This is a genomic window from Bacteroides ovatus (assembly GCF_001314995.1).
GTDB lineage: Bacteria > Bacteroidota > Bacteroidia > Bacteroidales > Bacteroidaceae > Bacteroides > Bacteroides ovatus.
Window position 1 is genome coordinate 2,560,703 of record NZ_CP012938.1, and the last position, 21,058, is coordinate 2,581,760.

The 21,058-nt window shown below is 42.7% G+C and carries 18 protein-coding genes, 1 tRNA gene and 2 pseudogenes; 6 read left to right on the plus strand and 15 right to left on the minus strand.

Annotated elements, in window-relative coordinates:
• Positions 1-74: 74 nt before the first annotated feature.
• The 5 genes from Bovatus_RS10200 to Bovatus_RS10220 all read right to left on the minus strand — a co-directional run bounded on the left by Bovatus_RS10200 (position 75) and on the right by Bovatus_RS10220 (position 3,512).
• Positions 75-162 (minus strand) — tRNA-Ser (locus tag Bovatus_RS10200).
• Between the two features lie 120 nt (positions 163-282).
• On the minus strand, positions 283-1,059 hold the full coding sequence (locus Bovatus_RS10205; protein WP_004297927.1) for a TatD family hydrolase: 777 nt from the start codon (positions 1,057-1,059) through the stop codon (positions 283-285).
• On the minus strand, positions 1,053-1,769 hold the full coding sequence (locus Bovatus_RS10210) for a hypothetical protein (RefSeq protein WP_004297925.1): 717 nt from the start codon (positions 1,767-1,769) through the stop codon (positions 1,053-1,055). Before Bovatus_RS10210 ends, Bovatus_RS10205 begins: the two co-directional genes overlap by 7 nt.
• Positions 1,770-1,784: 15 nt before the next feature.
• Positions 1,785-2,759 (minus strand): polyprenyl synthetase family protein, encoded by a 975-nt coding sequence (locus Bovatus_RS10215; RefSeq protein WP_004306794.1) that lies wholly within the window; start codon positions 2,757-2,759, stop codon positions 1,785-1,787.
• Positions 2,760-2,828: 69 nt separating this feature from the next.
• The gene (locus Bovatus_RS10220) at positions 2,829-3,512 is read right to left on the minus strand and encodes an energy transducer TonB (RefSeq protein WP_004306792.1); all 684 of its coding nucleotides are present in this window, start codon (positions 3,510-3,512) and stop codon (positions 2,829-2,831) included.
• Positions 3,513-3,729: 217 nt separating this feature from the next.
• On the opposite strand from Bovatus_RS10220, the gene cmk reads away from it, so the two are divergent.
• The 6 genes from cmk (at position 3,730) to tnpC (Bovatus_RS10250) (ending at position 9,202) form a co-directional block, all read left to right on the plus strand.
• Positions 3,730-4,416 carry a (d)CMP kinase gene (gene cmk, locus Bovatus_RS10225; protein WP_085931522.1) on the plus strand — a complete coding sequence of 229 codons (687 nt, stop codon included), beginning with the start codon at positions 3,730-3,732 and terminating at the stop codon, positions 4,414-4,416.
• Positions 4,417-4,424: 8 nt separating this feature from the next.
• Positions 4,425-5,294 (plus strand): 4-hydroxy-3-methylbut-2-enyl diphosphate reductase, encoded by an 870-nt coding sequence (locus tag Bovatus_RS10230; protein WP_004297918.1) that lies wholly within the window; start codon positions 4,425-4,427, stop codon positions 5,292-5,294.
• Between the two features lie 200 nt (positions 5,295-5,494).
• On the plus strand, positions 5,495-6,475 hold the full coding sequence (gene pfkA / locus Bovatus_RS10235; RefSeq protein WP_004297914.1) for a 6-phosphofructokinase: 981 nt from the start codon (positions 5,495-5,497) through the stop codon (positions 6,473-6,475).
• 145 nt (positions 6,476-6,620) lie between these two features.
• Entirely contained in the window at positions 6,621-6,989 is a 369-nt protein-coding gene (locus Bovatus_RS10240) for a hypothetical protein (RefSeq protein ID WP_170834904.1), read from the plus strand.
• 1 nt (position 6,990) lies between these two features.
• The gene (gene tnpB, locus Bovatus_RS10245; RefSeq protein WP_004297053.1) at positions 6,991-7,335 is read left to right on the plus strand and encodes an IS66 family insertion sequence element accessory protein TnpB; all 345 of its coding nucleotides are present in this window, start codon (positions 6,991-6,993) and stop codon (positions 7,333-7,335) included.
• A gap of 88 nt (positions 7,336-7,423) precedes the next feature.
• Positions 7,424-9,202, plus strand: coding sequence for an IS66 family transposase (gene tnpC / locus Bovatus_RS10250; RefSeq protein ID WP_004300191.1), 1,779 nt, complete (start codon positions 7,424-7,426; stop codon positions 9,200-9,202).
• Positions 9,203-9,981: 779 nt separating this feature from the next.
• On the opposite strand, the gene Bovatus_RS10255 is transcribed toward tnpC (Bovatus_RS10250), so the two are convergent.
• The 10 genes and pseudogenes from Bovatus_RS10255 to Bovatus_RS10300 form a co-directional block, all read right to left on the minus strand.
• Positions 9,982-11,190: a PepSY-associated TM helix domain-containing protein gene (locus Bovatus_RS10255; protein ID WP_004297602.1), complete on the minus strand. Its 1,209-nt coding sequence runs from the start codon at positions 11,188-11,190 to the stop codon at positions 9,982-9,984.
• Positions 11,191-11,279: 89 nt separating this feature from the next.
• Positions 11,280-12,668 (minus strand): DUF4374 domain-containing protein, encoded by a 1,389-nt coding sequence (locus Bovatus_RS10260; protein WP_052587887.1) that lies wholly within the window; start codon positions 12,666-12,668, stop codon positions 11,280-11,282.
• Positions 12,669-12,708: 40 nt separating this feature from the next.
• Positions 12,709-14,442: pseudogene (locus Bovatus_RS10265) on the minus strand (TonB-dependent receptor domain-containing protein); the annotation flags it as partial.
• Between the two features lie 88 nt (positions 14,443-14,530).
• Complete coding sequence (gene tnpC, locus Bovatus_RS10270) at positions 14,531-16,309, minus strand: IS66 family transposase (RefSeq protein ID WP_004300191.1); 1,779 nt, start codon at positions 16,307-16,309, stop codon at positions 14,531-14,533.
• Positions 16,310-16,397: 88 nt separating this feature from the next.
• Positions 16,398-16,742 carry an IS66 family insertion sequence element accessory protein TnpB gene (gene tnpB / locus Bovatus_RS10275; protein ID WP_004297053.1) on the minus strand — a complete coding sequence of 115 codons (345 nt, stop codon included), beginning with the start codon at positions 16,740-16,742 and terminating at the stop codon, positions 16,398-16,400.
• Position 16,743: 1 nt separating this feature from the next.
• The gene (locus Bovatus_RS10280; RefSeq protein WP_170834904.1) at positions 16,744-17,112 is read right to left on the minus strand and encodes a hypothetical protein; all 369 of its coding nucleotides are present in this window, start codon (positions 17,110-17,112) and stop codon (positions 16,744-16,746) included.
• A 77-nt stretch (positions 17,113-17,189) separates the two neighbouring features.
• Positions 17,190-17,879: pseudogene (locus Bovatus_RS10285) on the minus strand (carboxypeptidase-like regulatory domain-containing protein); the annotation flags it as partial.
• Between the two features lie 191 nt (positions 17,880-18,070).
• On the minus strand, positions 18,071-18,922 hold the full coding sequence (locus Bovatus_RS10290; RefSeq protein WP_004299488.1) for an SDR family oxidoreductase: 852 nt from the start codon (positions 18,920-18,922) through the stop codon (positions 18,071-18,073).
• The gene (locus Bovatus_RS10295) at positions 18,919-20,142 is read right to left on the minus strand and encodes an NADH:flavin oxidoreductase (protein ID WP_004299487.1); all 1,224 of its coding nucleotides are present in this window, start codon (positions 20,140-20,142) and stop codon (positions 18,919-18,921) included. The genes Bovatus_RS10290 and Bovatus_RS10295 overlap by 4 nt, the downstream gene beginning before the upstream one ends.
• Before the next feature lie 51 nt (positions 20,143-20,193).
• Positions 20,194-20,955 carry a DUF1295 domain-containing protein gene (locus Bovatus_RS10300; protein ID WP_004299486.1) on the minus strand — a complete coding sequence of 254 codons (762 nt, stop codon included), beginning with the start codon at positions 20,953-20,955 and terminating at the stop codon, positions 20,194-20,196.
• Positions 20,956-21,058 lie beyond the last annotated feature (103 nt).

Consider the following 21,058-nt stretch of genomic DNA (forward strand, 5'->3'; position numbering starts at 1 on the left):
TGTGTGTCTAATTTTTAAGATTAATTAATTGATTATTATTATTGTATTTACTTCTCATCTCTCTTTCATTTCTGCGGAGAGACGGGGATTCGAACCCCGGATACGCTTTTGGCGTATACACGCTTTCCAGGCGTGCCTCTTCAACCACTCGAGCATCTCTCCCTCTGTGTTTTCAGCATTTTCAGCTACAAATGTATTCTTTTTTTTCTTTTCAAGAAGCATTCTCCCCCTTTTATCTTGAATAAATACTGCAAATTAATATAATTTAAAACCTTTCGAACCTTATTTGCGGATTCCGAACACTTTTAACGCATTCACAGAAGTGACCTGTGCCACATACTCCGGATCCATCTGATAAATATCCGCCACCTTCATGAGTGTGTCTCTCACATTGGCACTTTCATTCCTCTTTCCCCGGTTCGGCACAGGAGCCAAATAGGGAGAATCGGTTTCAAGCACAATGCGCTCTAAAGGAACAGTCGTCAATGCCTCCGGCAAAGTCGATTTCTTGAAAGTTACAACTCCATTGATACCTAACATAAATCCTTCAAATTCCAACAATTTCGCCGCTTCTTCCGATGTCCCAGTAAAACTATGAAAAATGCCGGTTAATGGGGTATTTTTATAGGGTTCCATTACCTTATATATATATTCAAACGCTTCTCTTGAATGGATTACAATGGGAAGACCATATTCCAGCGCCCATTCTATTTGCTTTTCAAAAACCAAGATTTGCTCTTTCAGAAAAGTCTTGTCCCAATAAAGATCAAGACCTATTTCTCCGATAGCCACAAACTCACGGGAAGTCGACAAGTATTTGTGAACAATCGCTAATTCCTGTTCATACGATTCATTGACAGAAGTAGGGTGCAGTCCGATCATCGGATAGCAAAATCCCGGATAATCCCTACAAACCGACAACATAGCATCAATGGTCGTACTGTCTATATTGGGCATAAAAATATAGGAAACTCCCGCTTTCTGCGCACGTTCCATCACCAAAGGCAGGTCTTCGGTAAATTCTTCTACAAAAAGATGAGAATGAGTATCGATCAACATGATATTTCTTTTTCTTCTTTTATTTTTTCGCTGGAGCGATAATAATATATCAGTCCATAGTCGCGGCATTTTTCTAATCGGGTATCATTGGGAGTGACATCCTGGTATTTGGCTTCTACCTGATTCCAGATATCCAGAATCAATTCATCGGCACGGTCACGCATAGACGCCAGTTCATCAAGACTACGATTGGTTAATGCCTGATAGTTCTTCTGCCGTTCATAGCTTTCCAGAAAAATATCATAATGCACTTTTACGCGTGCAATAGTCGGATTATAAATAGGTATGCCACCTTGAGTGGTCCTTAATTGTTCGCCTTCGATTATTTTCTTCCCCCACTCTACCAGAGAGGCTTCACTCAACAGGTCCGGTACGGTATTGGAAGCAGGCAAGCCATATAACTCTTTATGTGCCACCTTGATTTCATCACGAAGCACTGCCAAATTGAGCACCTGAATAAAATGAGAGATATACAGCCGGGCAGTCTTCACATTCATCTGGTGTTTACGGCTGGCACGCGACTGATTATCGTAGCACTGGGTATAATAAATTTGCGCTGCCTCAAACCGATGCAAAAAGTTACGCGCTTCAAATAATGTCTTCAATGTAATAGCCAAGTCACGCACATTATACATCTCTCCCTTTTCGACAGCCGCTTTCAGCGCCCGAACTCTTGCTTGATCAGTATTTGGTAGTCGTCTATAAGGCATATCTCCGATACTTAACTACATTTCACGATACATTAATAATTTCACCAGATTCTTCAGTTCTTTTTTTCTGTCTTCCGCAACAGCTACCGCTGCCAGACTTTCCATAGCGAACGTATAATATTCACGCATTTTGCTTTCACAAATATTGCGGATATTCAACTGATTATAGATTTCAGTTACCGCTTCGATTTTTTCAGAAGGTTGAAAAGCCTCCGCATTCAACCAACGATTCAATTCAGCATGCTGCTTTTCATCCGCACGGTTCAGTGCTTTGATAAGCATATATGTTTTTTTATTGCAGAGGATGTCTCCACCTATCTTCTTCCCGAACACTTCCGGATCACCATATACATCCAACAAATCATCCTGTAACTGGAATGCTACTCCAATATGCATTCCAAAATTATATAGATTTTCTGCATCTTCAGCAGTCGCTCCTGCCAGAATTGCACCTATTTTAAGACTACCCGCAAGCAACACGGCTGTTTTCAAACGAATCATTTCAATGTATTCGTCTTCTGTAACGTCACAGCGAGATTCAAATTCCATATCCAGTTGCTGTCCTTCACAGATTTCGAGTGTAGTCAAACTGAATAAATCCATCACTTCTTTCAGGTGTTCCGGTGGACAACCCGTCATATACCGAAATGCCAGAATCAACATAGCATCTCCCGAAAGTACAGCAGTATTATCATTCCAGACCTTGTGCACGGTAGGTTTCCCTCTGCGCACATCCGAACGATCCATCAAATCATCATGCAACAAGGTGTGATTGTGGTAAACTTCAATCGCAGTGGCAGGATCGTATATAGACGCAACATCCTCCCGATACAAGTTATATCCCATCAACATTAATACAGGACGTATCCGCTTCCCACCCAGAGAAAGGATATATTCAATCGGTTCATAAAGTCCTTTCGGCGTCCGGGTAAACTGGATTTCAGAAATATGATTATTTATCTTATCGAGTAATTGAGAAGCTGTAAACATGATGAATAAAAAAATTAATGAATAAAAAGAGGCTGCCGAAAGCAGCCTCTCCATTTATAGTGTTACAAATTACTGCAATCTAAACATCACAGGAACTGTAAATTTAACACGTACCGGTTTTCCGCGCTGCATACCTGGTTTCCACTTCGGCATGGTATTAATCACACGGAGGGCTTCTTTATCCAGATACGGGTCGACGCTACGTACAACCTTCGCATCTACGATACTACCGTCTCTGTTAACAACGAACTGTACGATAACACGTCCTTGAGTTCCGTTTTCCTGTGCGATAGTCGGATATTTAATATTTTTTGCCAGATACTGCATCAAAGCTGCTTGTCCGCCCGGGAAGTCCGGCATATTTTCTACAACCTCGAAAATAGTCTGTTCTTCCGGTTCTTCTTCAACCACTTGTACAGGCACATATTTTACTTCTACACGAGCTTGATTATCTTCATTGATAATAGTTGTTGTTTCCTCAATATCAGCTTTATCATCCACAATCTCCAGCAATTCTGCTACCTTTGGAGCTTCAGGTGGTGGTGGAGCTGCTTGTTCAGGGGTTTCGGTAATAGGAATAATTTCCTCTTCAAACACGACATCGGCTACTGCCTGGCTTGTATCTATCTTCACGTCACGCTGGGTCCATTCGAACGCCACGAACATGAAAGCTAGAACTACCACGTAACCAACGAGCAACCATGTAGACTTCTTGCCTTCCAGGTCTGCCTTGGGTGATTTTTTAACTTCCATAAATTTATTAATATAATGATTAAAAAAAAGTGTCCTTTCATGTGTCTCCGGGCAAATATAGTACATTTTCATGTATTCGTTCCCCTCTTTGCCTCTTTTTATCCGGCTTTTTAACTTTTTTAATTCTTTCGTACTTGTCTTGCTCCTTTTAACGGCAAACTTATGGTTGATTTTCAAATTTACCGTATCTTTGGCGAACAAATCAGATGAACTGAATATGAAAAAGATAACAATTGCAATCGATGGTTTTTCCTCTTGTGGAAAAAGTACAATGGCCAAAGATCTTGCCCGCGAAGTGGGTTACATTTACATTGACAGTGGAGCCATGTATCGTGCGGTCACTTTATATAGTATAGAGAACGGGATTTTCAACGGAGACGTGATCGATACGGAGAAACTGAAAAAAGAAATCAAGAACATTCGTATATCTTTCCAGCTGAATAAGGAAACCGGACGTCCCGACACGTATCTGAACGGCGTGAATGTGGAGAATAAAATCCGTTCAATGGAGGTTTCTTCCAAAGTGAGCCCTATCAGTACGCTTGACTTCGTACGTGAAGAAATGGTGGCGCAGCAACAAGCAATGGGAAAGGAAAAGGGCATCGTCATGGATGGCCGGGATATAGGAACTACCGTTTTCCCGGATGCGGAACTGAAAATATTTGTAACCGCCACTCCCGAAATCCGTGCTCAACGCCGTTATGACGAGCTGAAAGCAAAAGGACAGGAAGCCAGCTTCGACGAAATTCTGGAAAACGTGAAACAACGGGATTATATCGACCAGAACCGGGAAGTAAGTCCACTTCGCAAAGCTGAAGATGCTCTGCTTCTGGATAACACCCACTTATCGATTGAAGAGCAAAAGGAATGGCTTTTCGGACAATTTAATAAGGTAAGTAAATAATTTGCTTTATGATCAAGGTAGAGATAGACGAAGATTCCGGCTTCTGCTTTGGTGTGGTGACAGCCATTCATAAGGCAGAAGAGGAGTTGGCAAAGGGAGAGACTCTCTATTGTCTCGGAGATATTGTACACAATAGCCGGGAAGTGGAAAGGCTTAAAACGATGGGATTAATCACGATCAACCGGGAAGAATTCAAACAACTGAAGAATGCCAAAGTATTGCTTCGCGCACACGGAGAGCCACCGGAAACTTACATGATTGCCCGTGAAAATAATATAGAAATTATCGATGCGACCTGTCCGGTAGTATTACGTTTGCAAAAACGTATCAGACAAGGGTATCTGGCAGACAGTGACAAAGAAAAACAAATTGTCATATACGGCAAAAGCGGTCATGCTGAAGTGCTGGGATTGGTGGGTCAAACAGATGGAAAAGCAATTGTCATCGAAAAGGCAGAAGAAGCCAAAAAGTTGGATTTAAATAAAAGTATCCGCCTTTTCTCACAGACAACCAAGTCACTGGACGAATTTCAGGAAATCGTAGAATACTTCAAACAACATATTTCACCGGAGGCAACTTTCGAATATTATGATACGATCTGCCGTCAGGTTGCCAACCGTATGCCTAAGCTCCGGGAGTTTGCGGCTACACACGATTTGATCTTCTTCGTCAGCGGCAAAAAGAGTTCGAACGGAAAAATGCTGTTTGAAGAATGTTTGAAGGTGAACGCTAATTCGCATTTGATAGATAACGAGAAAGAAATCGATCCTTCTCTTCTTCAAAACGTAAAATCGATTGGTGTATGTGGGGCGACTTCTACTCCGAAATGGTTGATGGAGAAGATTTACAATCACATTCGGACGCTTATCAAAGAATAATTGCTTTATTCATATAAAGAATAATAGCAAAGCAACATAAGAAAAAACGGCAAAGTAACACGAATGAATAAAAGAAAGCAAGAAAGGGCAATTTGAACATTTTTAATGTTTTCTTCATACGAAAAAAAACTTCATAACCACTGCTTTCAACTTTTTATTGTACATTTGCCGCGTCAAACTAATTAATGAGAGATTGTTATATGGGAACAGTTAAGTGTATCGGAATTTTGACCTCCGGAGGTGATGCTCCGGGAATGAACGCTGCTATACGTGCAGTGACACGTGCAGCTATCTACAATGGATTGCAAGTCAAAGGTATATACAGAGGCTATAAAGGTCTGGTCACGGGTGAAATCAAGGAATTTAAGAGTCAGAATGTGAGTAATATCATCCAGTTGGGTGGTACTATCCTGAAAACAGCCCGTTGTAAAGAGTTCACGACTCCGGAAGGTCGCCAGTTGGCTTATGATAATATGAAAAAAGAAGGCATTGATGCCTTGGTTATCATTGGTGGAGACGGTTCACTGACAGGTGCACGCATCTTTGCACAGGAATTTGATGTTCCATGTATCGGACTGCCGGGAACTATTGATAATGACCTTTACGGTACAGATACTACCATCGGATATGACACTGCATTAAATACGATATTGGACGCTGTGGATAAGATTCGCGACACGGCCACTTCACACGAACGTTTGTTCTTTGTAGAAGTGATGGGACGTGATGCCGGTTTCCTTGCACTGAACGGAGCAATCGCTTCGGGAGCGGAAGCTGCTATTATTCCGGAATTCAGTACGGAAGTCGACCAACTGGAAGAGTTTATCAAGAACGGATTCCGTAAATCAAAAAACAGTAGTATTGTATTGGTAGCCGAAAGCGAACTGACCGGAGGAGCCATGCATTATGCCGAACGTGTGAAAAACGAATACCCGCAATACGATGTACGTGTGACGATCTTAGGTCACTTGCAACGTGGTGGTAGCCCGACTGCCCACGACCGTATCCTGGCAAGCCGCCTCGGTGCTGCTGCTATCGATGCTATTATGGAAGATCAACGTAACGTAATGATCGGAATCGAACATGATGAAATCGTTTACGTACCGTTCAGCAAGGCTATTAAGAATGACAAACCAATCAAGAGAGATCTTGTCACTGTATTGAAAGAGCTTTCAATCTAATCTTTTTATTTTTAGGAGTTCAGCTTATATCAGTATATAATATAAGATAAAGAGCGGTGGATGAACGGTAACCATTCTATTTTCCGCCTTGACATAAGTTGTTAGCCGCCATATCTTTGCGCCGTAACCTTTAACAAGAATGATTATGGCAAAAGAAAAAGTAAACTATCAGGAGGTATATGACCTCTACCAGTTATGCAGCGAGACCAAAGATCTTCGAGAGTTCTGTGCTGATTATGGTGTAAATTACGACAAGTTCATGAACTGGCAGCGTCACCAGTTGTGGAGTGAGAAGTTAGGCAAGACAGTCCAGGTTGAGCAGCCCAAGGTTGCCAAAGTCCAGATAACCGGGAAACCATGCAATAGTCCAACTGTGAAGTTGGACGTGAAACATCCTGAAGGTGAACCACCAATAAAATGGATCAAGTTACAGCTGGCGTCTGGCGCAACACTGTTCCTGAGAAACACCACCGTTCTTGATTTGAGCCTGTTGCTTAATAAAATGATAGGATGATATGCTTGGACTGAGTGCTAACCTTAACTATTACCTGTTTAACGGTAATGTTGATTTGCGGAAAGGCATTTTCCGTCTGTGTGAGAGTATAAGGGAAGAAATGTCCCTTGACCCGAGCGATGCGTCCAATGTATATATGTTCATGTCCCGGAACCGAAAGGTTGTGAAGATACTTCATTACGAACGCGGTTTTTATGTGCTTTACGAAAAACGTCCTGTTATGGGCAAATTCAAGAAACCTGTATTTGATGAAGTCTCCAGGTGCTACCGGATACAGTGGTCGGACATGGCTTATCTTACGGAAAGCATTGTAGTTGACAAGATGTACGTTAGTCCGAAAGGCTAATATTAACATACTGATTATCAACAGGATAGTATAAAAAATAAACGGTAAAAAGTTTGCGTAAGTGCCTGATTTTTCGTACCTTTATATCATGATTGATGAAAGAGCATACGAGTTACTTTGCTGCCAGCTGGGTCTGGCGAATGAGGAAAAGGCAGGTCTTCGCAAACAGAATAAAGAATTGATTGCGAGGCTTGAGTCTATTGAAGAATCCAACAGGGAGAACTCTAAAAATCTGATAGATACCATCAATGATCTCAAAGATACCATCGAAAAGCAGTCAACCACGGTTGAACATTACAGGAAAGAAATGGAACTTATGAGAAAGCAGCTTGAAGCAAAGGATGAGGTGAACAGGATGCTGGCAAACGAGATCTCCAATCTCAGACTTCAGCTTGAGGACAGCAGGAAACACCGTTTCGGCCGTACTTCCGAGCAAAGAAGGCTGTTGAACAACCGTAATCTCGACAAGTCCGCTCTGGAACAATCCGAGTATGACGGTTCTGACAGGAAGGATGATAATAATAAGACCGATGATAACGAAACCGGCAGCAATACCTCTTCCGGCAACATACCTGCCCAGAACAGCAAACCTTCAAGGAGAAAGGAAACCGCACCACGTGCCGGGAAAACAAAATTGAAAGTTGACAAGGTGGTAGTACATGAAGTGGACGAGTATTACACGCTTCCAGAAGGGGGACGGTTTATGAACCGCAACGGTATGCCTGATGTGTGGGAATACAGGGTCATAGAACATGTAAGGGCTTATAACGTGGAGCATGTTTACAAGGTGGCAAGGGTAAAGCTTGCGGACGGCACTTTCACAAGCACCATGGAACATCCGCTGAAAAACCTTGGAGGTATCTTCTCTCCTGAACTGCTTGCCCGTCTGCTTTGTCTGAAATATGACTTCAGCATGCCTGAGAACAGACAGATAAGACTGCTTGCAAGAGAGGGTATCCACATAAGCAATACCACGCTGAACAGCTATATCCATAACGGAATCGCCAAACTAAGGGAGTTCATGGAAGATGTCTTCAAGGAGTTTGTACAGAGAGCTAATTACCTTATGGTTGATGAGACTACTGAGCTTGTTGGAGTGGAAACAAAGGAAGGTAAGGCTTACAGGAGAAAGTACTTATGGGCTTTCTTTGCCAAGCATATTAAGATGGTCTATTATCACTATAATAACGGCAGCAGGTCGTCCGATGCGGCAAAATCATTCCTGGAATATTTTATGGGAACCATATCCACTGACGGATATACGGTTTACAGGATGTTTGACGGAGACGACTCAAAGGTGCTTCATATAGGATGCTGGACGCATTGTAGAAGGTTGTGGGTTGATGCCCTGCCTTCAGACAGAACAGCGATGGACATAATAGATCCTATCGGTGAGATGTTCAGAAATGAAGACCTGTTCCGTATGATGAAACTCAGCGGTGAGCAGATTAAGGAAAGAAGGCTTAAGCTAACAGGACCGATTCTTGAACGTATCCATCATAAGGTGGTCATTATGATGCAGGATGCGAAGATTATGGCTAACGAACTGATGAGAAAGGCCGTGAACTATACGATAAACCAGTGGAAATCCTTGAGAAATATCCTCAAGGACGGTTCAGCAGAAATCTCGAACAACCTCTGTGAGCAAAGGATGAAACCTGTAAAGCTGCTGCTCAAGAACTGTATGAACGTTGGCAGTGAGGATGCGGCAGAAAACTCTGCATTCACCTTCTCTCTGATAGAAAGCTGTAAGTTGAACGGCATAGACCCTCAGAATTACCTGAAACACTTGTTTGAATGTATTCTTCATGGTAAGGACTGCGACAAGAAGGCTCTTCTGCCATGTTTCTATAAACCGGAATGTTAAAACAAAAATATTTTCTTACGGGCATTTTTATTTTATCGGCTGAAAGACAGCCGATAAAATTGGCGTGGCGGAAAATAGTATGGTTACGGATGAACGGGAGATTTCCTTATCATTCACCGCTCTTCTTTCATTTATTCAATGCTTCTTTTCACCACAGAGGACACGGAGGACACAGAGGTGAATTTGTTTTATGACTTACGGTTGCGACCCTAATTTTGATGCGTAATCCTCCTACTATAAAGTTGAAAAAACATGAAAACATCTGCCACCTGCAACCAAACGCGTGTAATTCACTAGTTAATAGATAGTTGTAACGTTGCAGATACTGTTGCAGATAGGTTGCAGATCAAAGTATCTGCCACACAGTATAAGCCTTGCAAAGCCAATTCTCCATGGGTGCAAAAGTTTATTGTATACATTAACTTCCCGTTTCCAGGCGGGGAACTGTCGTTTCCGGCATTAGAAATTACAATTTCCACGGCAGGAAACGAGAGTTTCTAAGGCGGGACACTACAGTTTCTACGTAAGGATACTGTCGTTCCCCGTAGAGATACCACAAATTCTCCATAGAGTCACCCCAATTATCCCATAGCTTTGGATAAAGGAATCAAGGCTTTTTCTTTGATTATATAACGTGTTGCAGATACTTTATCTGCAACCTATCTGCCACAGGTATCTGCAACGTTACAACTATCTATTAACTAGTGTATTACACGCGTTTCGTTGCAGGTGGCAGATGTTTTTATGTTTTTCAACTTTATAGTAGGAAAAAATTTCATTCATTTCCGTACCTTTATGAGTCTTTTTATCCATAAATAATATCCAGTCAGTGGTAGTGCAGCCCCCAATAAGGCAGCAATAAAGGTAAGTATGCGAGTAAACATTCCTCCCCAGTTACCAACATGCACAGAATAAATCCAACCACGAATCTTTCCCGACTTGTCTTGATGTTGATAAAGACTTGTTTCTGTAAATTCACCATTATCCGTATTGAAAGAATAACGGTCAGATGCCCGCTGATTCCCGAAACGGTTGAAAGACACGCTTGCCGTACCAGAAGAAATACTGATTTGCTTATACTCCGGATTCTGACGTCCTAGTTTATCATAAATCTCCTGCCAATAAACGAATGGTGAAGTTACCGAGTACATATCACTGTGATTGTTTTCCGGACGTCCGCCTCTTTCACCCTTTCGAACCTCATTTCCTTCTCTTTTCTTTTCTCGATGGGCTGCCAGTTTGGTATCCCTCTTTTGAGCATCACTTTTCTGTTCATGTCCTTGGGCGGCACGTTGCTGTACTTCCACCCCGAAGACCTTATAGAAAGCCGTCCGATACCACGGAAAAGACCAGGTCAATCCCGTCAGTGCCATAGCCAGTAGAAAGATCAGAGCATACATTCCGCCTGCCACATGCAAGTCATACCAAAACCTTCTCCAACCTTTTGTTGCTGTTATTTTCAGGCTATTCTTCAATGCTTTACGTGTACGCGGCCACCAAATGACAATTCCCGAAATCAGTACAAAAACAAGTAAAAGCGTACTGACACCTACAATCATTTTGCCCCAAAAGATTCCTTCATTTCCCGGATTCATACTATCCAGAAGCCAGCGATGCATTCGGAACATAAACATAAAAAAGCCGCTACGCTCGCTTTTTCCTTTTACTTCGCCCGTATACTGGTCTACATACAAAGATGCACGACGTGGTTTGGAAAGACTAACCTGATACGCACGTCCGGGATCAGAAGATATGCTGACACCGGTCACCGATACACTGTCAGGCAATGTCGTCGCCACTTTTTCAAGCAACTTATCCATAGGAAGAGGAGACTCCTTTACCGTTTCTACGTAGTAAAGATCGCGTCGAAACCACTCATTCGCCTCATTTTCAAATACCAGCATGGCACCGGAGAAGCAGACAAGAGTTATTATCAGTCCGAAAGGGACGGAAAGCCACAAATGTATCTTTCTGAATATTTTTTTCATGTTTTCAATCCTATTTCTTGAAAAAGCCTGCAAAGCTTTCCGCTCGGCAGGCTTTTATCTACAAAAGATTCTCTATTTAACCGACTGTATTATTTTGAAAGATATTCCATCTTACCTACCGTAGTGATAGCGTCAGCCTCTACCGTTAAACCTTTGACTGCCTTGCCTGTTTTTGCGTCTATTTTATAGAAGGCCGGTTTCTCGCCCGTAGTCACAGTGACAGCCATATAAGCATACCCTTTTTCTCCATAAGGCTCGCCACCAAACTTTCCGTCAGCCGGCAGACCTGTAACAGGCATAATCGTCTGATCTTCCGCCTTGAAAACAGCTAATTCGCTAACATCTGCACTTGTACCACCATTAATCATATCTTCCGCTCCCTTTTTATACAATTGAAGCAGGAAGTAATCTTCAGAGATGTGCCAGCAACGGAAAATAGGATGTTTAGTGCCTATCTCTTCAAAGTTCACATAGTAATCCGGATCGAAATCTGTTGCGCCTGCTTTGATACGCATTGCGCCCGAAGGCTTCTGTCCTGTTACCTTCTTCAAATCTGAAGATGAAACTGCCGTACGTCCATATCCGGGAGAGAACACATAGACATCACCATTATCAGCGGCCCAAATGGTCTGATAATATTGTGAACGCATACGACCGCATGCATAGCCTATTTTATCAGTCTTGGCAATCACCGGAGTCTCATTGAAGTTCGTGCCACTATAAATTGCCACATAAGCATTATCCGGGTATTGTGTAGAAGGAATGACACCGGCTGTATATGCACCGCTGCCGCTACCACCGTCAGTCTTAGTCACAAGTTCCTGATCTGTCACAGCTTCCGGCCATTTTTTAATACCGTACTTACTCATTCCCATTGGGATGACAGATGTATAAATCTTATTGTTAGCTTCAACCAGACCTGCCCATGAAACTTTTTCACCATTACCCAAGTAATTTTCGGCAAGCAAGGTACCCTCTTCCTGACTGCCATCGGTCGCATCCAAATAGTTGAACAACAATGCTTGAGCCACATTCTGATCCTCATCCGTTATTTTCGAGTCCCCGGTGGAAACAGTCACCACTTTGTCCCCCCAAGTACCGTATGACGTGATACGATTATAAGTGTATGTGTACTTTTCTTTCATTTTACCATCTGCCCCCAGATAATAGGAAGCTCCTGTACCTGCGCCACCTTTATTATAAACTAAAGCAAACACATAATCCAGTCCTTTATATACCCAATAGGTACCGCCAATCACTTCGGTTCCATTCCCTTGAGTCGACACTGTTCCTTCATCCAAAGAATTGGCTACTACCAAATAACTTGCTTCACCAGTTGTGGCAGCCACCACATAAGCTGTTTCTCCATCAATTGGCGGGTTATCCACCGGATTATTATCATCGTCGCAAGATGCCACAAACACACCGCTACCCAAACAAAAAGCTACGGCAAAAGCCTGTAATAAAAACTTCTTCATATATTCTTTATTATTGATTGATACTAAAAACTGACTCTTATTATTTACCGAAAAACACTCTGAACTTTCCATAGAATGCGCGCCCCGCTTTTTGCAGACTAAAATTGTCAAACAGTTGGGCATCGGTGAAATTCCGACATTCAAATGATACATTATAACGTCCATTCTTCATGGTGTAGGACAAAGACAGATTATGAGAAAACTGTTCCGGCACCATATTCTTTGAATCTTTATCTCCGAGATTCTCCCAGTAAAGAGGAAAATCGTGCTGCCAGTAGCTATCATAGCCGATGCTCAATACATTTCCTTTGACAAACAGGTCATTCCAATAAAAATTTGCATTGATATTAGCATAACGATAGGGCAGATTCGGCATACGCACTTTATAGTGCATGCTTTCTTGCAAAGAGGAACCCGCCAAAAACTTTTCGTAATCACGAGTATCGATGCTATTGAATGTTCCTCCTATATCAAACCAACGCGAGAAGCTATAAAGCAATGACAAATTATACCCTTTGGTCCTTACGTGACCGTGGTTCTCATAATATCCGTAGCTTGTTCCTCCCAATACGTCCAGTCCTCTTTTTATATAATCTTTCGTATCCCGATATATCAAACCGGCCTCGGCATACAATCCATGCTTGCCAAACTGATGATTATAGCTGAAACTCAAATTGACATTATCACTTTTCTCCGGTTTCAGATTCATCTTACCAGCTTCAAGGTCTTCATCTCCAAAGAGTTCGTCCGTGGTCGGCAGACGGAAAGCCTTTTCGTACGAAAGTTTCACCTGAAGATCTTTCCATATAAAATAGGTACCTGCCGCTCCATATCCAAGAGCGCTTGCCGTATTAGACAGATTGATATAATTGCCTATTCCATCCGTATTCTGCGATACCGGTCCCTTGTTGTATTGCCGATAATATTTGGCAAATGCCGACACATTCCATCTGTCCGACGGCATCAGACGGTAAGAAAGCCCGCTGACGTTTTTACGGGTGATTTTAGGAATAGAAAAGTCCGTGAATTTGGAAGAAGCACCGATGGTAGAGCGGCTCGTACGTTCAAAATCACTGATTACATGACTGAAAGTAAACGTATGCGCCTGTCCGATATGGTAATTCATCTTCAGCGTCCCATTCCAGTTTTTATTTTTAGATTCACTGTTCTGGTAAGACTGTTCTCCCCGGCTGCCTTTTTCATAAAAATCTCCACGCCAGTTGTAAGCCCGCGAAGCGGTATCGACATTATTGGTGATATTATGATTGTAATTGGCAGTCAACAGCAGATCCAGGTTTTTCACCAATAAGTTCTTTTTGTAATATTCTAAAGAAGGGACCAACGAATGTCCTTTGCGGAATTTTTCACCGAACACGACATCTTGATAAACGCCTGTTTGTATCTCTTTATAGAAATGGGAATAATTGAAACTCAACGCCAAACGGTCTGCCCATTTCTTTCCTACCAGGCCGATTTTTCCAATCACGGCTTCATTATGATACTGGTCATTAAAACGTTTCAGATGATAAATCTTATTTTTGTCAAGTGGCGGAAAACGTACGCTTCCATCTTCTTTAATCTCAAATTCGCGTACATAAGTGTCTACATAATAATCATTATCCGAGAAATTCTGAAAAGCATTGACCTCATACATAAAACCATTCTTGAACGTTTGTCCGAAGCGCACGTATGATTTATGAGTATTAAATGACCCATAAGAATAGGAAGCGTCCATAAACCACTTTCCGGGTTGCTTGTTGGTGACAATATTAACCGTAACCATACTATTTTCCGCCACGCCAATTTTATCGGCTGTCTTTCAGCCGATAAAATAAAAATGCCCGTAAGAAAATATTTTTGTTTTAACATTCCGGTTTATAGAAACATGGCAGAAGAGCCTTCTTGTCGCAGTCCTTACCATGAAGAATACATTCAAACAAGTGTTTCAGGTAATTCTGAGGGTCTATGCCGTTCAACTTACAGCTTTCTATCAGAGAGAAGGTGAATGCAGAGTTTTCTGCCGCATCCTCACTGCCAACGTTCATACAGTTCTTGAGCAGCAGCTTTACAGGTTTCATCCTTTGCTCACAGAGGTTGTTCGAGATTTCTGCTGAACCGTCCTTGAGGATATTTCTCAAGGATTTCCACTGGTTTATCGTATAGTTCACGGCCTTTCTCATCAGTTCGTTAGCCATAATCTTCGCATCCTGCATCATAATGACCACCTTATGATGGATACGTTCAAGAATCGGTCCTGTTAGCTTAAGCCTTCTTTCCTTAATCTGCTCACCGCTGAGTTTCATCATACGGAACAGGTCTTCATTTCTGAACATCTCACCGATAGGATCTATTATGTCCATCGCTGTTCTGTCTGAAGGCAGGGCATCAACCCACAACCTTCTACAATGCGTCCAGCATCCTATATGAAGCACCTTTGAGTCGTCTCCGTCAAACATCCTGTAAACCGTATATCCGTCAGTGGATATGGTTCCCATAAAATATTCCAGGAATGATTTTGCCGCATCGGACGACCTGCTGCCGTTATTATAGTGATAATAGACCATCTTAATATGCTTGGCAAAGAAAGCCCATAAGTACTTTCTCCTGTAAGCCTTACCTTCCTTTGTTTCCACTCCAACAAGCTCAGTAGTCTCATCAACCATAAGGTAATTAGCTCTCTGTACAAACTCCTTGAAGACATCTTCCATGAACTCCCTTAGTTTGGCGATTCCGTTATGGATATAGCTGTTCAGCGTGGTATTGCTTATGTGGATACCCTCTCTTGCAAGCAGTCTTATCTGTCTGTTCTCAGGCATGCTGAAGTCATATTTCAGACAAAGCAGACGGGCAAGCAGTTCAGGAGAGAAGATACCTCCAAGGTTTTTCAGCGGATGTTCCATGGTGCTTGTGAAAGTGCCGTCCGCAAGCTTTACCCTTGCCACCTTGTAAACATGCTCCACGTTATAAGCCCTTACATGTTCTATGACCCTGTATTCCCACACATCAGGCATACCGTTGCGGTTCATAAACCGTCCCCCTTCTGGAAGCGTGTAATACTCGTCCACTTCATGTACTACCACCTTGTCAACTTTCAATTTTGTTTTCCCGGCACGTGGTGCGGTTTCCTTTCTCCTTGAAGGTTTGCTGTTCTGGGCAGGTATGTTGCCGGAAGAGGTATTGCTGCCGGTTTCGTTATCATCGGTCTTATTATTATCATCCTTCCTGTCAGAACCGTCATACTCGGATTGTTCCAGAGCGGACTTGTCGAGATTACGGTTGTTCAACAGCCTTCTTTGCTCGGAAGTACGGCCGAAACGGTGTTTCCTGCTGTCCTCAAGCTGAAGTCTGAGATTGGAGATCTCGTTTGCCAGCATCCTGTTCACCTCATCCTTTGCTTCAAGCTGCTTTCTCATAAGTTCCATTTCTTTCCTGTAATGTTCAACCGTGGTTGACTGCTTTTCGATGGTATCTTTGAGATCATTGATGGTATCTATCAGATTTTTAGAGTTCTCCCTGTTGGATTCTTCAATAGACTCAAGCCTCGCAATCAATTCTTTATTCTGTTTGCGAAGACCTGCCTTTTCCTCATTCGCCAGACCCAGCTGGCAGCAAAGTAACTCGTATGCTCTTTCATCAATCATGATATAAAGGTACGAAAAATCAGGCACTTACGCAAACTTTTTACCGTTTATTTTTTATACTATCCTGTTGATAATCAGTATGTTAATATTAGCCTTTCGGACTAACGTACATCTTGTCAACTACAATGCTTTCCGTAAGATAAGCCATGTCCGACCACTGTATCCGGTAGCACCTGGAGACTTCATCAAATACAGGTTTCTTGAATTTGCCCATAACAGGACGTTTTTCGTAAAGCACATAAAAACCGCGTTCGTAATGAAGTATCTTCACAACCTTTCGGTTCCGGGACATGAACATATATACATTGGACGCATCGCTCGGGTCAAGGGACATTTCTTCCCTTATACTCTCACACAGACGGAAAATGCCTTTCCGCAAATCAACATTACCGTTAAACAGGTAATAGTTAAGGTTAGCACTCAGTCCAAGCATATCATCCTATCATTTTATTAAGCAACAGGCTCAAATCAAGAACGGTGGTGTTTCTCAGGAACAGTGTTGCGCCAGACGCCAGCTGTAACTTGATCCATTTTATTGGTGGTTCACCTTCAGGATGTTTCACGTCCAACTTCACAGTTGGACTATTGCATGGTTTCCCGGTTATCTGGACTTTGGCAACCTTGGGCTGCTCAACCTGGACTGTCTTGCCTAACTTCTCACTCCACAACTGGTGACGCTGCCAGTTCATGAACTTGTCGTAATTTACACCATAATCAGCACAGAACTCTCGAAGATCTTTGGTCTCGCTGCATAACTGGTAGAGGTCATATACCTCCTGATAGTTTACTTTTTCTTTTGCCATAATCATTCTTGTTAAAGGTTACGGCGCAAAGATATGGCGGCTAACAACTTATGTCAAGGCGGAAAATAGAATGGTTACATATTAACCACTCCCCCAATAGCATCGGTTCCGAATCCTACAGGAACCACTCCTTTATAGACTTCTATACGGTCGGCAAAATTAATAGGAACATTGTTCAAATCGAATGCGGCACCGGCTCCCTCCTGTGGTATGCCGTCAATGAAGATTTTCACATGTTTCCCGCTAAAGCCATCGATATACAATTGCATATCCGCCCCCACTCCACCTGATTCGCGGAGTTTTACACCGGGCACTTTAGTCAGTGCACCTGCCAAAGTCTGCGTACTATTATGCAATTTCTTCGCATCAATGGCTACCGCATTAAAAGCAGACTGATTCACACGACCGACTCCGGATGTCGTGACCAGCACCTCTCCCAGTTCTTTTACCGCCGGTGCGATAGTGACGTTTACTTTTATTCTTTCTCCCTTGGCTAATTTAACTTTCTTTTCTACCGTTTGATAACCGATAGCCGAAACGACGAGTGTATATTCACCTGCTGTCGTTTTCAAATGATATATACCTTTTTCATCTGTATAGCATCCTTGGTTGGTTCCTTTCAGATAAACTGTCGCAAAATCCACCACTTCTTTCTCCGTGGACATTACTCTACCCGAAATTAAACTATTACGGTGACGCCCATGTTGTGAATATACGGATACGGAAAACAAGAATGCCAGAAAAACCCAAAAATATTTATTACTCATCTCCTTTTTACCTTTTTACTTTATACCTTTTCATTGCTCTAAAAGCGATGCAAAGGTAAGCAGAAAGAGGGATGCCAAACAATCCCTATCTATTGGTAAAAATAAGACAACAAAAATGAGGTATATAGATATGTACAATACCTATATATAAGTAAATACTGGATAATTTAAATAAAAAAAGAAAAGAAACCCTACTTCAGCCAACTCGCCAACGCACGTTCCGTTACCTCCCACAACTGCTCTTTTTGCACATGATTCGTGTATTTATCAGACAAGTTTTTCCGGTGGTTATTGACATACAGTTGTCCTGTCACACCGGCTTCCTTCTCGTCCAACAGTAAACCGATTGCCGTAGAAGCCCCTTTCTTGGGTTTACGGATAAAAGGACGGAAAAAAATATCCGTCAACGGATCGAACCACTTGTGCATAGTGATGATATCAGTAGAAACAATTCCCGGATCGGCAGCATTGACGGTAATTCCCTTCTCTCGAAGTTGCTCGGAAAGTTCGAAAGTAAACAATAATAAAGCCAACTTCGTGTTACTGTAAACAGGAATCCGCCAAAACGTTCCCGTTTTCCCTCTATGAAAGAAATCTGGGAAGTCGAGCTTGCCGATTGCGTATGTACAGGAAACCATATTTACGATACGCGCTCCACGCACCATCAACGGAATTAATATCCGGGTAAGCAGATAAGGTCCCATATAATTCACACTTACCGTTCGTTCGAATCCTTCGGAAGTAGTATGAAAACCTGTCTCCATCGTTCCGGCATTATTCATCAACAAAGAGATGGGAAGATTCCTTTCTAAGATCTGACTGGCAAAAGCAACTACGGATTGCATGGAAGATAAGTCAATAGCCATAACCTCTAAATCCGGGTTTCCGGTTTCCTTGCTCAAACGTTCACGAACAACCTCCGCTTTCTTCGGATGATAACAAGCCATTATGATTCGATAACCGGCTTTGGCTACGGCACGTGTTATTTCTGTTCCCATTCCTCCGTCCGCACCGGTGATGATTGCCCATTTCATTTCACTCATTTTTTCTCCAGTTTATCAATCTCCTTTTGTAAAGAGGAAGGGATTTGTTCTTTCAAATGTTGATGACAAGCCATTTCTATCGTATACATACGTCCTATGCAATAATTACTGTGTCCACAGTTGCAGCGTGCTTGTTCCTCCTGTTTCATCCGGTTCACGAATCCCGGTTCGTTGAGTAACGCTCTCGCCATCTGCACGGCATCAAAACCGGAATCGAGCACTTCATCTATTTTCTGACGGGAAACAAGACCACCGACATAAATCAACGGCGCATCCGGAAGAGCCGCACGGAACTTCAGTGCATCTTCAAGGAAATAGGCCTCTTTGAAGGGTACAGAGGGTATCATCCATTTGCCAAACATACGGACTCCGTATTTCAGCCACCAACAATTCATATAGTAAGACATCGAACGAATCGGCATGGCACCTCTCATTACATACATCGGCGCTTTACTGACAAAACCACCACTCAACACCAATCCATGAGCGCCAAGTTCCAACAGACGTTTGGCCACTTGTATGGATTCGTCTATCTCCATTCCTCCTTTGAAGCCGTCGCGCATATTCATTTTTACGAAAACTGCCATATCATTGCCCGCCGCTTTCATCACTTCTTCCATCACCATATCCATAAAACGCATCCGGTTTTCGAGCGAACCGCCATATTCATCTTTCCGGTGATTGGTGTAGGGAGACAGGAATTGACTAATCAAATAGCCGTGCCCCGCATGTACTTCAACGGCGTCGAACCCGGCTTTCCTCGCCAGATTGACTGCATTTCCATACGCTTTCGCCATTTCCGGCAACTCCTCTTTTTCCATTCCACGCACAAACGTAGGAGAATAGAGATTGAAGCCTGAAGATGCGGATATAGGAGTGACACCACATATATTTTTATGGGACATATTTCCACAATGCCCGATTTGTATACCTACTGCGGCACCTTCATCGTGCACAGCTTTTGTCAATTCGTGTAAACGGGGAATAATGGACGGACGCAACCACAACTGACGGTCGAAAGAAAGTCCGCTTTGTGTCACGGCAGCATAAGCCACTGTTGTCATACCCACTCCCCCCGCAGCTACCGACCGATGGTAATCCAGCAACATCTGCGTGGGAGTATTCTCCGGACACATGCTCTCAAAAGCTGCCGAACGAATCGTTCGATTCCGCAGCGTCAAAGGGCCAAAGGTGACCGGGCTAAAAAGTTTAGATTCCATAGTAGTTGATATTTTATTTAAGTCATACGTAAGTCGTGATGAAAAGCGCCCCTAATAAAGAAAAGGGAACACTCGTTTCCGTTCTCCCACTGCGTCTCCGAATTCTTCGCGGTAACGGCACCAAATGGCGTTGGCACGGGGAACAAGGTTAGCAATCGTCCACCAAAGGAAGACCAGGCCGGAAAGTGAACAAGTGAGTATCGCCCAACCTGCCCATTCTACTATCTCGCCGAAATAGTTGGCGGAAGTGACATAACGGTACATTCCTTTTTGAGGCAGATAATGCCGGGTGTCTCCCGGTTTGCGCAAATGACGGATGATATAATCCGACTGCCAGTTCAACAGCATACCTGCGAAAAAGAGCAGTGTGCCTATAATAAACCACGGTGAAGTGAACCAACCGGCTTGATACATCGTTTCGGGAGCAAGATAGAAAATCCATTTTCCTTGCATATAGCCATTCAGCAAATTAAAAAGAACTCCCATCGACATGATTGCCAGCGGCATCTTACTTTTCCCTTTCAATAGTAAAGGGAAGATGAAAGCACGCTGAAAATAGTGAATTTGAAAGAAGAGGAAGAAAGTGAAAATCACCGGCTCGAACCGACGTTCGGAATAGATCCACATCACGCACATCACCACGAAAACCGGAGCTTCCATCAATATCCAGGCTAGTTTATTGGAGATAGCTACGCCCCACGATGCTGTGCGGAAAATACCATATCCGGCTTTCACAAAGTAAAGGGCGATAAAAACAAACAAAGCAATCAGGCTCATCACCCCCAGAAACAGATTAAAAGTATCTATACTCATACCGATCTATTTTGTAACACGCAAAAATAACAAAAATGAGATAAACGACGATACAAAAAATAGAAAGAATCTGAAGTACATTCTTTTACGAACATAAAAAAGG